The sequence below is a fragment of the Dactylosporangium sp. CS-033363 genome (genome assembly GCF_050942475.1).
Lineage (GTDB): Bacteria > Actinomycetota > Actinomycetes > Mycobacteriales > Micromonosporaceae > Dactylosporangium.
Map to the genome: position 1 here is coordinate 5345857 of NZ_CP192032.1, position 16678 is coordinate 5362534.

The following is a 16678-nucleotide window of genomic DNA, read 5'->3' on the forward strand; positions in this document are numbered from 1 at the left end:
AGGTGCCGAGCGTCGCGGCTGGCGAAGTCCGCCCACCCCGAGGTCCTACGACGACGCCGAGTGCCCCGGACCCCGCGCGGCGTGGCCTGGATCAGGACTGCTGGGACCCGTCGGGCTCGCACGGACGTCACGTAAGACGGTCCGTTTTCAGCGCTGTCGGGCGGGCGACGCGTGCGCGAAGGCGAGGGCGGTGGCTGCGGTGACGGCGGCCGCGGCGAGCATCGGCCACGCCGGGCCGGCTGACAGTGCGGCGCCCATGGTGACGACGCCGGCTGAGGCGCCTGCCTGGCGGGACGCGTTGAGGACGGCGGCCGCGGCGCCTGTCGTGCCCGGCGGGGCCGCGTTCACGATTGCCGTGGCCAGCGCCGGCAGGGCGAACGACACTCCAGAACCGGCGGCGAGCAGCCCCGTTGCCAGCAACGGCAATCCACCGGCGACGGCGAGCGAGAAGGCCAGCACTCCTGCGCCGCAGGTGAGCAGGGCCAGGCCGGTGAGGATCGGACGGTACGGGCCGACGCGCGCCACGATCCGGCCGGTCAGCGGTGGGCCGGCCACAAACGGGATCGTCAGCGGGAGGAACGCCAGGCCGGTCTGCAGGGGCGTGAAGTGGTGGGCGCGGTGGAGGTACAACGGCAGGACGAAGAGGATTCCGGCCAGGACGAAGTTGACCGTCGCGCCTGCCAGCAGGGCGGCTCGCACACGGTGTTCGCGCAGTAGCGGACGGTTGAAGACCGGCGTGGGGCTGCGGCGTTCCAGGGCGGCGAACAGGGCCAGCGCCACGGCGGTGGCGAGGGCGGCGAAGAAGGTGTGCGGCCACTGGTGAGCGCCGGCCGCGATCAGCGTGTCGGTGGCCAGCGCGAGGGTCGCGGTGGCTGCCAGGTGTGCGCACCAGTCGATCCGGGCCGTGATCGGTGCCGGGAGCGCTGGCGAGCCCGGCATCGAGCCCGGTGTCGGGGCTGACGTCGAGCCCGGCGTCGCGGTCCGCGCTGCTACCGCTGCTGAGGCTGGTGCCGCGCCTGGTGTCGTGGCCCGCGCTGGGGTGGGGGCGGCGGCGGTCAGGAGCAGGACCAGGGCGCCGATCGGGACGTTGATCAGGAAGACGGCGCGCCAGCCGGCCGTGGCGACCAGGGCGCCGCCGGCGATCGGGCCCGCCGCGACCGCCGCGCCGCTGGTGGCGGCCCAGGTGGCGATGGCCTTCGCGCGGGCGGCCGGGGCCGGGTACAGGGCGGCGATCATCGACATGGATGCCGGTACACAGGCGGCGGCCGCGACACCCATCACTGCCCGCAAGGCGACGAGCGGCCACAGCGCCGGGGCCAGGGCGCTGAGCAGGGACGCGGCGGTGAAGACGGCGATGCCGGTGCGGAAGAGGCGGGGTGCGCCGTAGCGGTCGGTGGCCGCGCCCGCGGACAGGAGCAGGGCGGCGAACGTGACCGTGTACGCGGTGGTCGCCCACTGCAGGCCCGCTGTCGACGCGGACAGGGAGCGGGCCAGGTCCGGCTCGGCGACCGCGAGGACGGTCATGTCGAGCAGGACCATGAAATAGCCGAGCGAGATACCGGTCAGGGCGCGGCGGGGCCGGGCCGGGGCGGGGATGGTCAAAGTGGTCACGGTCATCACCGTCGCCGTTGCGGCCGTGGCGAGACACCGGCTGGGACGCAGGCCGCGTTCGGGAAAACCGAATGCGCGGGCGGTGAGAATGGGCGCGTGGAACTTCGGCAGTTGCGGACGTTCGAGGCGGTCGTGCGGCACCGGACGGTCACCGACGCCGCCGTCGCATTGGAGCTGGCGCCGTCGTCGGTGTCGCAGCAGATCCGGACGCTGGAGACCTCGCTCGGGGTGGCGCTGTTCGTGCGCGGGCCGCGCGGGATGGAGCTCACGGCCGGCGGGCGGCGGCTGGCCGACTGGGCGCGGACGCTGCTTGAGCAGGCCGACGCCGCGGTCCGGGACGTGCGCGGTGAGCGGCCGGTACTGCGGCTCGGGGCGCTGGAGACGATCGCCGGCGCGTACGTGCCGCGGGTGCTGGAGCGGCTCGCGCGGCGGCGGCCCGGGATCGACGTCGACGTGCACGCCGACCGGGCCCGCGACGGGCTGCTGCGCGGCGTGGCCGGCGGGCAGCTCGACGCCGCGCTGCTGCTCGACGCCGGCGACGGTATCGGCGGGCTGGGGTTCACGCCGCCGACGGACGGGCTGACGTACGTCGACCTCGAACCGGTTCCGCTCGCGCTCGTCGCCGCGCCCGGGCATCCGCTTGCCGGGCGGGAACAGCTATCCGCCGGGGACCTGCGCGGGGAGCGGCTGCTCGTCAACGTTCCGCAGTGCTCGTTCTGGCTCGCCGGGCAGCGGCTGTTCGGGGACGGGCCGCGGCGGGTCAGGGCTGGGGGAGTACCGGTGATGCGGGCCTGGGCCGAGCACGGCCTCGGGGTCACGCTCCTGCCGGAGTTCGCCGTCGCCGCCGGGCTGCGCGAGGGACGGCTCGCGCGGCTGCCGCTCGCGGTGCCCGACCTGCACCTACGGCTCGTGTGGCGGCGGGACCGGGAGCGGGAGGCCGGGATGCGGGACGTGCTGTACGCGGCGTCAGCGGGCGGTGGCCGAGACCTCGGGCACGAGGACCCCGAATAGCCGTCGGCAGGGTCGCTTCAGCAGGTCGTCGCGAAGCCCTCGAGCAGGTTCTTGTCGTACACGAAGATCACGTAGAGGTCGAAGTCGCGGCGGGTGACCGGGGTGCCGTACTGGGCCAGGACGTCGGCGGGGGTGCCGTACATCGGGCGCTGCTTTTCGAGGAGCACGAAGCGGGCGTCGTGGGTGGCCGGGTCGTACATGTCCGTGTGGGTCTGCCAGCACATGCCGACCAGGCGGCCGGGCGCACTCAGCGTCGGCACCACGGTTACCCGGCGTGAGGTGCCGACGGTGATATTGTTCGATACCCAGTACGAGCCGAGACCGTATTGCAGGCCACGGCTTTCCAGCCAGTCCGCGGCCTCCTGGCCCTCGACCGGCTCGGCGCGGGGCGGGGCGTAGGCGACGAGCGAGACCAGCAGGACCGCGAGGACTGCGGCGGTCAGCGCCCGGATGGCCTGGCCGGTTCGCTCGGCTCGCCGTCCTCGCAGCCAGCGGGCGGTCGTTCGGCCCGCGAGGACGGCGGCCATCGGCAGGACCGGGGCCACTTCCCGGGTGGCGAGGAGATCGATCGGGAGCGTCGAGACGATCTCCGCGGCGATGTCGGCGACGATGGCCACGGCCAGGATCGCGTCGAGCCGGTCGGCGGTGCCGCGGAGCATTGCGACCACGGTGAGCAACAGCGCGGCGATCGCCAGCACCAACCCCGGCACTCGTACTGCCTGTAGCGCAGTTTCTACCCAGGGTGACTGGACGCCGGGGCGGGTGACGCCGAACAGGATGCCGACCATGCGCGTCACCATCTGCGTGCGGTCCGGCCACTGTTCGATCGGTGAGAGCTGGATCGGCGGCTTCGGGGCGCGGAACCCGTCGAGGCGCTCGATCAGCCACAGCGCGGCGTGGGAGGCGACGATCGAGGCCAGGCCGGCCGCGGCGAGCCGGGCGTCGGTGCCACGGAAGGAGCGTGCCCGAATTGCCCGGTACACGCCGACAGCCACGAGCGGCGCCGCACCGACGAACGTGATGAGCGGGTCACCCATCGCACCCCAGGCGAGGACCGCCGCGACCGCGAACGGCAGCCACGCACGGTCACGGGCCCGGGCCACGAGCAGCCAGGCGATGAGCAGCGGCACCGCGGAGCCGGTGTGGTTCGGCGAGGACAGCAGCGTCTGGTACCCCACGCCCGGCGCCGGCACGAGCAGGATCGCCACCGCGATTGCCGCCGCCAGCCAGCCAGATTGCCCCGCCACGAGGCCGTTGCGCGCCGCTGGCCAGCCAAGCCGCGCCGTGGCCGGTCTGCCACTGCGCCCCGCCCGCCAGCCGCGTCCCGCCGGCCGGTCACGGCGTGTCGTCGGCCCGCCGTCCGCCGTGTCGTCCGGCGTGTCGTCGGTCCGATGAACCGGTGTGTCGTCGGCACGGTCGGTCGGTGTCCCGTCGTCCGGCGTGCCGTCCGGTGTGTCGTCGGCCCGGTCGGTCGGTGTGTCGATGGCCTGGCCGGCCGGTGCGGTGGGCGTGCTGCGATCCCAGGCCAGCCAGGCGGCGAGGAGCACCGCCAGGGTCCAGGACAGGGCCGCGGCGATGTGGATCTGGTCCGTCGTGACGCCGGTGACGAGCTGGATCAGGCCGTACTGCACCAGTTCCGTCGGATAGAACGACACGTCCGAAAGCGTCCAGCCGCGCAGCAGCACGTTGCCGTGGAACAGGTCCCACGCCTGCAGCGCGTTGCTCGCCCCGTCGCTGTTGACCGTCACCGCGCAGGCCATCCGCAGGTACGCCAGGAACAACCCGATCGCGGCCGCCGCCACCAGCAGCGGCGGCCAGGCCCGGCGCAGCCTCACGCGACGCCCCACTCCGCCAGGACCTCGGCGGTGTGCTGCCCCGGCAGCGGCGGCTCACCCAGCGTGACGGGCCGCGGCGACGCCGAGAACCGCGGCGCCGGTGCCGGTTGCGTCACGACATCGTCACCCGTGGTGATGAACGTGTGGCGGGCGGCGAGGTGCGGGTCCGACGGGGCTTCCGTGAGCGAGAGGACCGGGGCCACGCACGCATCGGTACCGTCGAACAGCGCCGCCCAGTCGTCGCGGGACCTCGTCGCGAACGTCTCCGCCAGCCGGGCCCGCAGCTGCGGCCAGCGGGCGACGTCGAACTGCTCGGGCGCGTCGTCGAGGCCGAGGCGGGCGATCAGCTCGGCGTAGAACTGGGGTTCCAGGGCGCCGACGGCGACGTACCGGTCGTCGGCCGTGCGGTACACGTCGTAGAACGGCGCGCCGGTATCGATGAGGTTCACGCCCCGCTGGTCGCGCCACAGCCCGGTGGCGAGCAGGCTGTGCAGGATCATGGACAGGTGGGCGGCGCCGTCGACGATCGCCGCGTCGACGACCTGACCACGCCCTGTAGTCTCGGCGGAACGCAGCGCAGCGAGGATGCCCACGACCAGGTACAGCGCGCCGCCGCCGTAGTCGCCGAGCAGGTTCACCGGCACCTGCGGCGGCCCGCCGGCCCGGCCGACCGCGTGCAGGGCACCGGTGCGCGCCAGGTACGTGATGTCGTGGCCGGCCCGCGCGGCGAGCGGACCGTCCTGGCCCCAGCCGGTCATCCGCCCGTACACCAGGGCCGGATTGCGGGCCATGACCTGCTCCGGGCCGACCCCGAGCCGCTCGGCAACTCCCGGTCGGAAACCCTCGATGAGCACCTGAGCACGCTCCGTGAGGGCGAGGACGACCTCGACACCCTCCGGCGTTTTCAGGTCCGCCGCTACGGAGCGTTTCCCACGGTTCGTCAGATCGCCGGCGGGGGGCGGCGCGATCGGCGAGCCCGGCCCGACCCGGTCGACGCGGACCACGTCGGCGCCGAGATCGGCCAGCAGCATCGCGGCGAACGGGCCGGGACCGATGCCCGCCAGCTCGACCACGCGCAGGCCCCGCAGCGGTCCTTCGCTCATGCGAGCAAGTTACCGGTCGATCACCTGACAGACGAAAACGCCCCAACCCAAATACCGTCGCTGGTACTGCAAGTGCGTTCGACGCGCCGTAACCAAGTACTCACGCATCGCCGGGGCGTCGGGGGAGTCCGGATGCGCGCGCAGCCATTCGGCGACCGTCCACCACTGCGAGGCCACGTACCGGTCCCAGCTGTCACCGTCGGCGAGCACCATCTCGACCAGCTCCAGGCCGGCCTCCTCGAGCCGGTCACCGGTCCCCGCCAGCGTGGTGAACGCTCCGCGCGGCATCGACAGCGCCTCGTACGCCTCGTCCGGGGTGTCGTCGGCCCAGTACGGCTCGCCGATCAGCAGCAACCCGCCGGGGCGCAGCGCGCGGCGCATCAGGTCCGCGGTGCCGGCCAGGCCGCCGCCGATCCAGGTCGCGCCGATGCACGCCACAACGTCGTACTCCAAGTGCTCGCCCGACTCTACAGCGTCATTGACGGACTGGGCGGCCTCGCCGAGCACGAACGTCACGCGATCAGCCACCCCCAGCTCCGCCGCGCGTTCGCGGGCGGCCGGGACGAACACGGTACTGATGTCGACACCCCGGCCCTCGATCCCGAACGCGTCCGCCCAGCGGCACAGCATCTCGCCCTTGCCGCTGGCCAGGTCGAGCATCCGCCGGCCGGGGCGCAGGCGGCAGATCTCGCCGAGGAGCATGAGCTTCTCCTCGGTGAGCGGGTTCAGGATCCGATGCCCGGCCTCGGCGATCTCGTGCGCGCGTAGAACGTCCATGCCGGTGACCGTGGCAGTGCGGTACACGTGCTGTCTATGGCTTTAGCCTCGCGTCCGCGGGAACCGTGGCCTTCTGGCTCGTGCCGGCTCATCGTTTCCGCTCGGGCCCGCGCGGAGTTGGCTCCCGATCGTGGCGGCTCAGGGCTTGTGGCCCGTGCCCGCGCGGACCAGCGAGAACGCCAGGCCGGTCAGCGTCGATCGGGCCTCGGGGGACAGGTGCGCGGTCAGCTCCAGGACGCGGCGGCCGATCTCCCGCTCACCCTCCGTGACCAGGCGGCGACCCTCGTCGGTGAGCGAGACGAGTACGGCCCGGCCGTCGTGCGGTGACGGTGAGCGACGGACCAGGCCGCGCTTCTCGGCCCGGGAGACCAGGCCGGTGATCGACGACTTGTCCAGGCCCAGGTGGCCGCCGAGCTCGAGCATGCCGACCTGGCGGTCGCGCAGGATGCCCAGCAGCCGGATCTGCACGACCGACATGTCGTGCGGCGCGCCGGCCGCGGCCAGGATGCGCTGGATCTGGAAGGACAGCTGCACCAGCGCGTCCACGGTGTCGTCGTCGGTGGTCATCCGTCCAGCGTACGGCATGTAGTACGTGCCACAAACTACCGCAACGCGGCTCAGGTCGGCGACGAGGCCGGAGATCCGTCGGCGGGGCCGGGTATTAGCGACGTTGGGCGCTAGCGGCGACCGGGTCCTCCGCGGCGGGCCCGGTCCCGGTAGCGCTGCGCGAACTCACGATTACGCGGCGACAGCCGGTCGAAGCCGGGCGGCAGCGGGTGGTCCGGCTGCGGACCGTCGGGACCCGGCGACTGCGGCGGGCCGCCCGGGCCCGGCAGATGTGGCGGGCCGTCGGGGCGCGGGGGCTGGGGTGGCTGGTCGGTACCCTCCGTCTCCTCGCGGGTCAGGTGGGTCTCCGCCGCCTGGTGCAGGTCGACGTCGTGGACCAGGATGCGCGCGGTGTCGTCGTCGAGCTCGCCGCGCACGACGCCGCCGACGACCGCGGCGCGCTGCTTGTCGAAGTCGTCCGGGGTCGGCGGGCCACTGTGGGTGACTGTCTCCCAGATCATCGACTCGCCGCGCTCTAGCAACTGATTGGCGCTTTCACGCTCACCGTGCGTGTCGATGTTGAGGCGGCGGACCAGGGTACGGATCGTGGTGCCCTGTAGCAGCAGCGTGCCGAGCGTGACGAACAGGGCGATCGCCTGGATCGCGTCGCGGCCCGGGAACGGCTCGCCGTCGTGCAGGGTGGGCGGGATCGCCGCGGCCGCGGCCAGGGTCAGGATGCCGCGCATGCCGGTCCAGCCGACGATCAGCGACTCCCGCGGCGTCGGCGCGCCCAGCGGGCCCCGCCACTCGCCGGCCGACTGCTGCATGCGGCGGCGCGCCATCCGGGACTCCGCCCGGCGCTTGACCCGCTCACGGAATCGGGCGTCCTGGTCCATCTTGCGTACGAACGCTCTGCGGCGCAGGTCCCACCACCAGAACATCAGCCACACCGCGACCAGGCGGAACACGATGACGGTGACTAGGAGTACCGCTGCGGCTACTAATGTGATGGTGAGGCCGGGCTTTGCGGTGGTGTGCGACAGGTCCGACACCACGAAGCGGAGTTGCAACCCGATGTAGGCGAACACGAACGTCTCGAGCAGGAAGTCGAAGACCGGCCAGACCGCGTCCTCCTGCAGGCGGGTGCGGTACGCCGTCGGGTACTGGAACTTCGGGTCCATCAGCGTGTTCGCGCTGAACATGAACGCGCAGCTCACCACGGCCAGGATGCCGGAGGCGTGGATCTGCTCGGCGGTCAGGAACGCGGTGAACGGCAGCAGCAGCGCAAGCGACGTCTCCAGCACCGGATTGTGCAGCCGCGGCCGCAGCCACAGCGCGACGATCGAGAACACGCCGCCGACGAACACGCCGAGGACCGCGGTGTACAGGAACAGCAGGAACGGGTTGTCGATCATCGTCTCCTCGGCGCCCGCCGCGGCCGCCGCCACCCCGAACAGCGTCAGCGCCGTCGCGTCGTTGACCAGGCTCTCGCCGGTGAGGATCGCCGACACCCGCCGCGGCAGCCCCAGTTCGTCACCGTGCGACACCGTCGTGATCGTGTCCGGCGGCGCCAGGACCGCACCGAGCAGCAGCGCCGCCGGCAACCCGATCGCGGGCATCAACCAGCTCCCGACCAGCCCGACCGCGCCCATGGTGAGCACCACGAGCGTTACGCCAAGGGTCAGGATCGGCCGCAAATTCTGCGAGAACCCCGAGAACGAAGCGTTACGGGTCGCCGAGTAGAGCAGCGGCGGCACCACGACGGCCAGAATGAGCTCCGAGTCCAGTTCCAGCCGTGGTACCCCGGGCAGGAACGACGCCGCGGCCGCCAGCACGACGACCACCAGCCCCGGCTGCACCCCTCTGCGGTGCGCGACCGCCGATACCGCGATTCCGCCGACGATGATCAGGAGCAGCTGGACACCGTTCACGAAAGATCACCCTAATTCGGTACCGCACTCGCGCGCATGAATTCGTACGCGCCACGCAACCGCGTGTGCAGCATTTTGCTCGCCAAACCGATATCGAGCCGGATGTCACCAGGCCGTCCCGACCCGGACGCGGAGCGTAGTTTCCCCTTGTCGAGCCCGTCCCGTTCGGCGACGAGCACCCCGAGGTCGTACCGGCTCACCGCATCGGCCCCGGCCACGTTGATCACCCCGCTGAAGTTTCCGGCCCCGATCTCCAGCAGCGCGTCCGCGAGATCGTCGGCGTGCACCGGCTTGCGGATCTCGTCGGTGAACAGCGCGCCGTCGATCCGCCCCGCGACCAGGTCGTACGTCAGCTGCTCATGCCCACCGCCACCGTTGGCGATGATCAGCGACGTGCGCACGATCGCCGCCCCGGGCGCGATGGCCCGCACCGCGGTCTCGGCCGCCGCCTTCGCCGCCCCGTACGGGTAGATCGGGTCCGGCAGGTCGCCCTCCGTGTACTCGCGCCCGGCCCGCCCGGAGAAGATCGCGTCGCTGGACACGTGCACCAGCCGGACCCGATCACCACAGGCCAGGGCTATGTTGGCGGCCCCGTCGGCGTTGGTCACCCAGTCGTTGCGGTTGCGGCCGGCGGCGGTGTGGATGACGAGATCGGGCCGGATCGCCTCGATGGCGTCGGCGACGGCCTCCCGGTCGCGGATGTCGAGCCGGACGGGGCTGATCGCCGCCGCGAACTCGGCGCCGATCCCCGCAGTGATCCCCGCGCCGGCACCGTGAGTGGCTCCGTGACCGGCACGGTGGTCAGCGCCTTGGTCAGCACGGTGGTCAGCGCCCCGGCCAGTGCCCTGGTCGTGACCCCGGCCGGCGCCTCGGTCAGCGCCGCTGCCAACGCCCTGGCCAGCACCGTCGCCGGCGCCGGGCTCGGCTGCGGGGCCGCCGGGACGGGGGCCGGCGGTGGCTTGGACCGCCTCGATCCACGGCCGTACGTGGGTGCCCAGCACGGTGTGCCCCGCCGCTTTGGCCAACAACGCCACGCGCCGGCCGAGCGAGCCGGTCGCTCCGGTGATCAGGATTCGCGCCATGGGCATCAGTAGTACCGCAGAGCTAGCCGCAGATCGCTCCGTGGTGGGACGTGACGGTGCGTGTCGCGCTCGTACGGTCCCGCCATGAGCTCAGGACCATCAGCGGAACGTGACCGCGCCGTCGACGCCCTGCGAGCGATCGCGATCTGTGGCGTGGTGCTCGGGCACTGGCTCGTCACCGCTGTCGTCGTCAGCGGCGACACGATCCGGGTGGCCAGTCCGCTGCGCGCGGTGCCCTGGCTCGCCCCGGCGTCGTGGCTGTTCCAGACCCTCGCCCTGTTCTTCTTCGTCGGTGGCCTCGTCGCCACCCGCCCGCGCCCCGGGAAGGCGGGCCTCGCCGCGACCGGCGCCCGGCCCGAGGTGCGCCAGGCGGGGGCGGTTGCGAATCGAGGGTCGCGTGATGTGGCGATCGGTGCCCTCAAGGTCGCGGACGGTGCCGCAGGTGACCAAGGCGGGCCGGGTGACCAAAGCGGCCGAAGTGGTCGGGATGACCGAGGTGGACGCAACGAGCGGGGTGGTCGGGATGACCGGGGTGGCGAGAACGGGCGGGGCAGGCAAGGTGCGCGGCGGGGCTACGGGCGGTGGCTGACGGGGCGGCTGGAACGGCTGTTCCGGCCGGTACTGGTGCTCGTCGCCGTCTGGAGCGGTCTGGTCATCGCCGCGACAGTGTGGACGTACGTGACTGCGGCGTCACCGAGCGTCGATGATTCGGCGAGTGGGTGGGCCGGGTTCGTCGATCACCTCGCGGTGGCGGTCCGGTCGCACACCGTGTTGAAGCTGGTCGCGTCGCCGCTGTGGTTCCTGCTCGTGTTCGCGGCGCTCACGATGGCCCGGCCGCTCGTCGCGCGGTTGCATCCCGGGTGGCCGCTCGCCGTCGTCGCGGCCGTGGACCTCGGGCGGTTCGGACTCGGGGCGCCCGCCTGGATCGGGTGGGTGAACCTGGCGGCCGGCTGGCTCGTGCCGTTCTGCCTCGGCGCCGCCTGGTCGAAGGGGCGGTTCCGGGCCCGGGGGAGCGCCTGGTTCATGCTGCTCGGCGGGGCCGGGGCGACGGTGGTGCTGACACGCTGGTTCGGCTACCCGGTGTCGATGGTCGGCGTGCCTGGGCAGGGCATCTCCAACCTGAATCCGCCGACCCTCGCCGCGGTCACGTTCGGTATCGCACAGTGTGGCGCAGCATTGCTGCTGATGCCGGTGTTGCATCGCCTCATGCGCCGGGACCGGCCGTGGCGGATGGTGACCGCGGTCAACCTCTCCGCGATGACGATCTTTCTGTGGCATCAGACGTCGCTGCTGGCCGTCACGCTGCTGACGCCCGCGCCGCTGTCTGGGCTGCACACCGCGCCGGAAGGGCCGTCGTGGCTGTTTGCGCGGCTGTTGTGGCTGCCGGTGTTCGCTGTCGTGCTCTCGGGCTGCTGGGTGCTGTTCCGCCGACACGAGCGACGCCGCCCAGCCGGCCGTCCGGCGCGGGACACCCCGATTGACGCACCATCGGATCGACGCGCCCGGAACAAGCACCGCGGGGAGGAACACTGCAGCGAGGACCACTGCGGGGACGACCACTGCGGGGACGACCACTGCGGGAACGACCACTGCGGGGACGACCACTGCGGGAACGACCACTGCGGGGACGACCAGTGTGGAGATGAACGCGGCAGTGGCCACGCCAAAGAGCTCCGGCCGCTGGCCGACGCCTCGCCAGGCATCCGTCCATGACGTCGGCTGTCAGTTGAGGGTTGTGCTGGCGACGCATGACCCGGCACCTGCGCCTGACCGCAGTCGGCGTGACGCCGGGCAAGCGCGCCATCGCACCCGGTGGTGGCTACGCGGTTGGGCCGAACCACTTCTGGAGGTGGTCGGTCAGTGACTGCTGGTCGTCGCCGAGCCACGCCACGTGACCGTCCGGGCGGAGCAGCACTGCTGGGTGCTCGAGGTCCTTTGTCGCCTCCACGACGTGGTCGACGCGGTCCGTCCAACCCGCGACCGACAGCCGGCCCGTCTGGTCGAGGAGCAGGCCGCGGCCGGTGCGCAACAGCTCGTACAAGCGGCCGTGTTGCAGGGGAAGGTCGCGCAACCGGCGGCCGAGCAGTGACGGGCCGGGGCCGAAGTCGTAGCGGATGCCGATCGCGGTGATCTTCTCGATGAGGTGGCGGCGGACGTCCTCGAACTGGGCCAGCTCGGTGCCCAGGCGCCGGACCGCCTGGGCGCCCGGCTCCAGGGACATGAGTTCCATCTGGGCGCGGGTGTTGTCCAGGACCGCGGCGGCGACCGGGCGGCGCTCGGGCTCGTACGTGTCCAGCAGATCCGGCGGGGCCCAGCCGGCGATCGCGGCGGCGAGTTTCCAGCCGAGGTTGAACGCGTCCTGGATGCCGAGGTTCAGGCCCTGGCCGCCGGCCGGCGGGTGGGTGTGCGCGGCGTCGCCGGCGAGGAAGACCCGGCCTGACCGGTACTGATCAGCCAGCCGGGTCGCGTCGCCGAAGCGGGACAGCCAGCGGGGCGAGTGGGCGCCGAAGTCGGTGCCGGCGGTCGCCATCAGTTGTTGCCGGAATTCCTCGAGCGTCGGCGGTACGTCACGATCCTCGGCCAGCCCCGCCGCCGGCACCACCACCCGGTACACGCCGTCGCCGATCGGGCCCGCGCCGAACCGCAGCTGCGTCTTGCGTACCTCCGTCATCACCGCCAGGACCTCCTCCGGCGGCGTGGTCAGTTCCAGCTCGCCGAGCAGGGTCTCGGCGCGGCTCGGCTCGCCGGGGAAGCCGATGCCGAGCAGTTTGCGCACGGTACTGCGGCCGCCGTCGCAGCCGACCAGGTACCGCGACCGCAGGGTCGTGCCGTCCGCCAGCTCCACCGTGACGATCTCGGTGTCCTGGTGCAGGCCGGTCACCGTGCGGCCGCGGCGGATCTCCGCGCCGACCTCCACGGCGTGTTCGTAGAGCAACTGGTCGGTGACGTTCTGTGGGATTCCGAGGACGTACCCGTGGGCCGTGTCCAGGTCGTCCGGCCATGACGCTGCGATACCGGCGAAGAACCCGCCGTTCTCGTGGCGCCTGCCGTGCTCCAGGAAGCGCTCGAGCAGGCCGCGCTGGTCCATCAGCTCGATGCTGCGCACGTGCAGGCCCAGCGAGCGCACGACCCTCGTCAGCTCGAGGTCCCGCTCCAGGACCACCACTGTCACGCCGCGCAGCCGCAGCTCCGCGGCCAGCATCAGGCCGGTCGGCCCGCCGCCGGCGACGATCACGTCGATCACGTGCAATCCCCCTGCCAAAAGCGCCCGTACGCCACGAATTGCGTACGTTCCGGCTCCGGCCGATGATTCTGCGTGACCACCCGGGTCTTGCCGCAAGCCCCCGGTACTGATATACGTTGAGTACGGCGAGGGAATACCCCTCGTCATTTTTTGTGCCCGGATCAGTCGGCTCGCGGGCAAGCAGCGCCGCGGAGTGGTCAGCGGACTGGTCTGCTCGACGGCAAGCGAAGCGCAGGAGCGGTGCGCGAGAGCGGTGCGCGAGAGCGGCTGGTCAGCTCGGGCGGGCGGCGGTCGCGTACGACGCCAGGGTGAACCACGCGGGCAGGGCGCGGCGCAGATGCTCCGGGCCGCGCACCCGCAGGGCCTCATCGCGCTGGGCGTGCTGCCAGGTGACGTCGCCGCGCCAGACCTCGGTGAGGCGGCGTAGGGAGCCGTGCACCGTCACCGACACGTCGAAGCCCGGGTCGGCGTCGCACACGTCGGCCTCGCGGGCGGCGATGACCAGCCACCAGCGCCGCTGCGGGGACGGGACGTCGGTGAACTCGAACGCCACGACCGACCTTCCCGGCGGTACGGCGTCGTGGTCGACCCGGCGGTGCATGTCCCAGAGCAGCAGCTTCGGGTCGAGGTCCGCGTCGCCGAGTTCGCCGATCCAGCGCACGCCCCAGACGCCGATCGCCTCCAGGATCGGGGCGAGCTCGAGGCCGGCGGCGGTGAGCACGTACCGGCCGTCGTCGTTGCGGACCAGGCCCGCCACGGTGAGTGAGTGCAACCGCTTCGACAGCAGCGCCGGGGACATCCGCGGCAGGCCGCGGCGCAGGTCGTTGAAGCGGCCGTTGCCCATCATCAGCTCGCGCAGGACCAGCATCGTCCAGCGCTCGTCGAGCAGCTCCATCGCCTTCGCGACCGGGCAGAACTGAAAGTAGCCCGCACCCATGCCGGAAGGGTAAAGCCGGGGTTACCCAGCGCTCCAGTACAGATCGTGTACTAGTTGCCGACAGTTGCCCGAACCTAGCGTGCTGGCATGACCACACCACTGAAGGACAAACACCGCGCCATCTGGGCGTCGGGCGACTATGCGGCCGTTGCCGCCGACATCATTCCGAGCCTCGGGCCGGTGCTCGTCGAGGCCTGCGGGATCGGGCCGGGGCAGCGGGTGCTCGACGTCGCCGCCGGGACCGGCAATGCCGCCATTCCGGCCGCGCTGACCGGGGCTGACGTCACCGCTAGTGACCTCACGCCGCGGCTGCTCGACATCGGCCGGCGGCTCGCCGACGAGCGGGACGCCAAGCTGACCTGGGCCGAGGCCGACGCCGAGGCGTTGCCGTTCGGTGACGGCGAGTACGACTGCGTGATCTCCTGCGTCGGGGTCATGTTCGCGCCGTTCCACCAGGCGGCCGCCGGCGAGCTCGTCCGCGTCTGCCGGCCCGGCGGGACGATCGGCCTGATCAACTGGACGCCGACCGGATTCATCGGGCAGCTGTTCGCCACCTTGAAGCCGTTCGCCGCGCCGCCGCCACCCGGTGCGCAGCCGGCGCCACTGTGGGGTGACGAGTCGCATGTCCGCGCGCTGCTCGGCGATCATGTCACCAGCGTGAGCGCGCAGACACGGACGGTGCGCGTCGAGCGGTTCGCGGCGGCGGACGGGTTCCGGGAGTACTTCAAGCACAACTACGGGCCGACGCTCGCCGTGTACCGGCTGCACGCCGACGACCCGCAGCGCACCGCCGAGCTCGACGCCGCCCTGGACGAGCTGGCCGGACGGTTCCGGGCCGCCGACGGCTCGATGGAGTGGGAATACCTGCTGCTGACCGCCCGCCGCTCCGAAGTGTGAGCCGGATACTACGCAGCGACACGGATGTCGGAGGGCGGCGCCGGGCAAAACGCCGTGCCGCAGCGTGGAGCCGAAGAAGTGCGAGCCGTGGAAGTGCGAGCCGTGGAAGTGCGAGCCGTGGAAGTGCGAGCCGTGGAAGTGCGAGCCGTGGAAGTGGAGAGCGTGCGCCTCCGGAGCGCGTGGCCGAGGGGAAGGCGTGGCCGAGGGGAAGGCGCGGTGCGTCGCGCGGGGAAGCCGGGAGCGCGCAGTTCCGGAGCGTGTGGCCGACGAACGCGCGGTGCCGCAGCGTGAGGGCCAGGCGAGCCGCAGCGTGAGGCCGGGGAGTCGCAGCGTGAGCGGTTCCGGCGCGCGTGGACGAGGACCGTGCGGTGTCGCTGCGTGAGGGCGAAGAATACGCAGCGGCGCGGCAGGGCGGTCTGGTGGAGGCCCGACCCCGTTGGTTACTCTTCGGTAGGTGAGCACTGAGGCTTTCGTTTTCGATGCCATTCGCACGCCGCGCGGCCGCGGTAAGAAGAACGGCTCGCTGCACGGCGTCAAACCCATCTCGCTGGTCGTCGGGCTGATCGACGAAGTGCGGCGCCGCAATCCTGGACTTGATCCCGAGCGGATCGACGACGTGGTGCTGGGTGTCGTCTCGCCGATCGGCGATCAGGGTTCCGACATCGCCCGCATCGCCGCCATCGCCGCTGGGCTCGGGGAGACAGCGGCCGGGGTACAGCTGAACCGGTTCTGTGCTTCTGGGCTGGAAGCGGTGAACATCGCGGCGCAGAAGGTGCGGGCCGGCTGGGAGGACGTCGTCCTCGCGGGCGGGGTCGAGTCCATGTCCCGCGTCGCGATGGGATCCGACGGCGGAGCGTGGGCGATGGACCCCGAGACCAACCTGGCCACCGGGTTCGTGCCGCAGGGCATCGGGGCCGACCTGATCGCGACCATGGACGGGTACGGCCGCGAGGACGTCGACGCCTACGCGCTGGAGTCGCAGACGCGGGCGGCGAAGGCGTGGGCCGGCGGGTACTTCAACCGCTCCGTCGTGCCCGTGCGGGACCGCAACGGGCTCGTCGTGCTCGACCGGGACGAGCACATCCGGGAGTCGAGCATGGACGGGCTCGGCGCGCTGCCCGCCTCGTTCGCGATGATCGGCGAGCTGGGCGGGTTCGACGCCGTGGCGCTGCAGAAGTACCACTGGGTGGAGCGCATCGACCACGTGCACACGGCCGGCAACTCCTCCGGGATCGTGGACGGGGCGTCGCTGGTGCTCGTCGGCAGCGAGGCGGCCGGGCGCGAGCACGGGCTCACCCCGCGCGCCCGGATCGTGTCCGCGGCCGTGAGCGGGGCCGACCCGCTGATCATGCTCACCGGGCCGGCGCCCGCCAGCCGCAAGGCCCTCGCGAAGGCCGGGCTGACCGTCGACGACATCGCGCTGGTCGAGATGAACGAGGCGTTCGCCGCCGTCGTGCTGCACTTCGCCAAGGACATGGGCTTCGACCTGGACCAGGTCAACGTCAACGGCGGCGCGATCGCCATGGGCCACCCGCTCGGCGCGACCGGCGGCATGCTGCTCGGCACCCTCGTCGACGAACTGGAACGCCGCGGCGAGCGATACGGGCTGGCCACCATGTGCGTCGGCGGCGGCATGGGCATCGCAACGATCGTCGAACGACTGTGAACCGGGGGAACGACGTGGAGATCATCCGTTATGAGCGC

The 16678-nt window shown here is 72.1% G+C and carries 14 protein-coding genes; 5 read left to right on the forward strand and 9 right to left on the reverse strand.

The window, feature by feature from the left end; all coding sequences use genetic code 11:
* Positions 1 to 147: 147 nt before the first annotated feature.
* Positions 148 to 1611: an MFS transporter gene (locus ACQPZ4_RS24795; protein ID WP_433065702.1), complete on the reverse strand. Its 1464-nt coding sequence runs from the start codon at positions 1609 to 1611 to the stop codon at positions 148 to 150.
* Between the two features lie 96 nt (positions 1612 to 1707).
* On the opposite strand from ACQPZ4_RS24795, the gene ACQPZ4_RS24800 reads away from it, so the two are divergent.
* Positions 1708 to 2622 carry a LysR family transcriptional regulator gene (locus ACQPZ4_RS24800; protein WP_433065704.1) on the forward strand — a complete coding sequence of 305 codons (915 nt, stop codon included), beginning with the start codon at positions 1708 to 1710 and terminating at the stop codon, positions 2620 to 2622.
* A gap of 17 nt (positions 2623 to 2639) precedes the next feature.
* On the opposite strand, the gene ACQPZ4_RS24805 is transcribed toward ACQPZ4_RS24800, so the two are convergent.
* The 6 genes from ACQPZ4_RS24805 to ACQPZ4_RS24830 form a co-directional block, all read right to left on the reverse strand.
* Complete coding sequence (locus tag ACQPZ4_RS24805) at positions 2640 to 4457, reverse strand: hypothetical protein (protein WP_433065707.1); 1818 nt, start codon at positions 4455 to 4457, stop codon at positions 2640 to 2642.
* Positions 4454 to 5560, reverse strand: a complete 1107-nt coding sequence (locus ACQPZ4_RS24810; RefSeq protein WP_433065710.1) for a CaiB/BaiF CoA transferase family protein — start codon at positions 5558 to 5560, stop codon at positions 4454 to 4456. The genes ACQPZ4_RS24805 and ACQPZ4_RS24810 overlap by 4 nt, the downstream gene beginning before the upstream one ends.
* A 9-nt stretch (positions 5561 to 5569) precedes the next feature.
* Positions 5570 to 6337 (reverse strand): SAM-dependent methyltransferase, encoded by a 768-nt coding sequence (locus tag ACQPZ4_RS24815; protein WP_433065713.1) that lies wholly within the window; start codon positions 6335 to 6337, stop codon positions 5570 to 5572.
* 138 nt (positions 6338 to 6475) lie between these two features.
* Entirely contained in the window at positions 6476 to 6904 is a 429-nt protein-coding gene (locus ACQPZ4_RS24820) for a MarR family winged helix-turn-helix transcriptional regulator (RefSeq protein ID WP_433065715.1), read from the reverse strand.
* 110 nt (positions 6905 to 7014) lie between these two features.
* On the reverse strand, positions 7015 to 8814 hold the full coding sequence (locus tag ACQPZ4_RS24825; RefSeq protein WP_433065718.1) for a cation:proton antiporter: 1800 nt from the start codon (positions 8812 to 8814) through the stop codon (positions 7015 to 7017).
* 11 nt (positions 8815 to 8825) lie between these two features.
* Positions 8826 to 9572, reverse strand: a complete 747-nt coding sequence (locus tag ACQPZ4_RS24830; protein ID WP_433066638.1) for an SDR family oxidoreductase — start codon at positions 9570 to 9572, stop codon at positions 8826 to 8828.
* On the opposite strand from ACQPZ4_RS24830, the gene ACQPZ4_RS24835 reads away from it, so the two are divergent.
* Both ACQPZ4_RS24835 and ACQPZ4_RS24840 read left to right on the forward strand, forming a co-directional pair.
* Entirely contained in the window at positions 9453 to 9908 is a 456-nt protein-coding gene (locus ACQPZ4_RS24835) for a hypothetical protein (protein ID WP_433067169.1), read from the forward strand. The two genes, ACQPZ4_RS24830 and ACQPZ4_RS24835, sit on opposite strands and share 120 nt — an antisense overlap.
* 72 nt (positions 9909 to 9980) lie before the next feature.
* A complete protein-coding gene (locus tag ACQPZ4_RS24840; RefSeq protein WP_433065721.1) occupies positions 9981 to 11609 on the forward strand; it encodes an acyltransferase family protein in 1629 nt (542 codons plus the stop codon).
* Positions 11610 to 11715: 106 nt separating this feature from the next.
* On the opposite strand, the gene rox is transcribed toward ACQPZ4_RS24840, so the two are convergent.
* Entirely contained in the window at positions 11716 to 13140 is a 1425-nt protein-coding gene (gene rox, locus ACQPZ4_RS24845; RefSeq protein ID WP_433065723.1) for a rifampin monooxygenase, read from the reverse strand.
* Positions 13141 to 13411: 271 nt separating this feature from the next.
* Entirely contained in the window at positions 13412 to 14077 is a 666-nt protein-coding gene (locus ACQPZ4_RS24850) for a winged helix-turn-helix transcriptional regulator (RefSeq protein WP_433065726.1), read from the reverse strand.
* 87 nt (positions 14078 to 14164) lie between these two features.
* Here ACQPZ4_RS24850 and ACQPZ4_RS24855 point away from each other — a divergent pair, with 87 nt between their 5' ends.
* Positions 14165 to 14974 carry a class I SAM-dependent methyltransferase gene (locus ACQPZ4_RS24855; RefSeq protein ID WP_433065728.1) on the forward strand — a complete coding sequence of 270 codons (810 nt, stop codon included), beginning with the start codon at positions 14165 to 14167 and terminating at the stop codon, positions 14972 to 14974.
* Positions 14975 to 15428: 454 nt separating this feature from the next.
* Entirely contained in the window at positions 15429 to 16640 is a 1212-nt protein-coding gene (locus ACQPZ4_RS24860) for an acetyl-CoA C-acetyltransferase (protein WP_433065731.1), read from the forward strand.
* Positions 16641 to 16678: the final 38 nt, after the last annotated feature.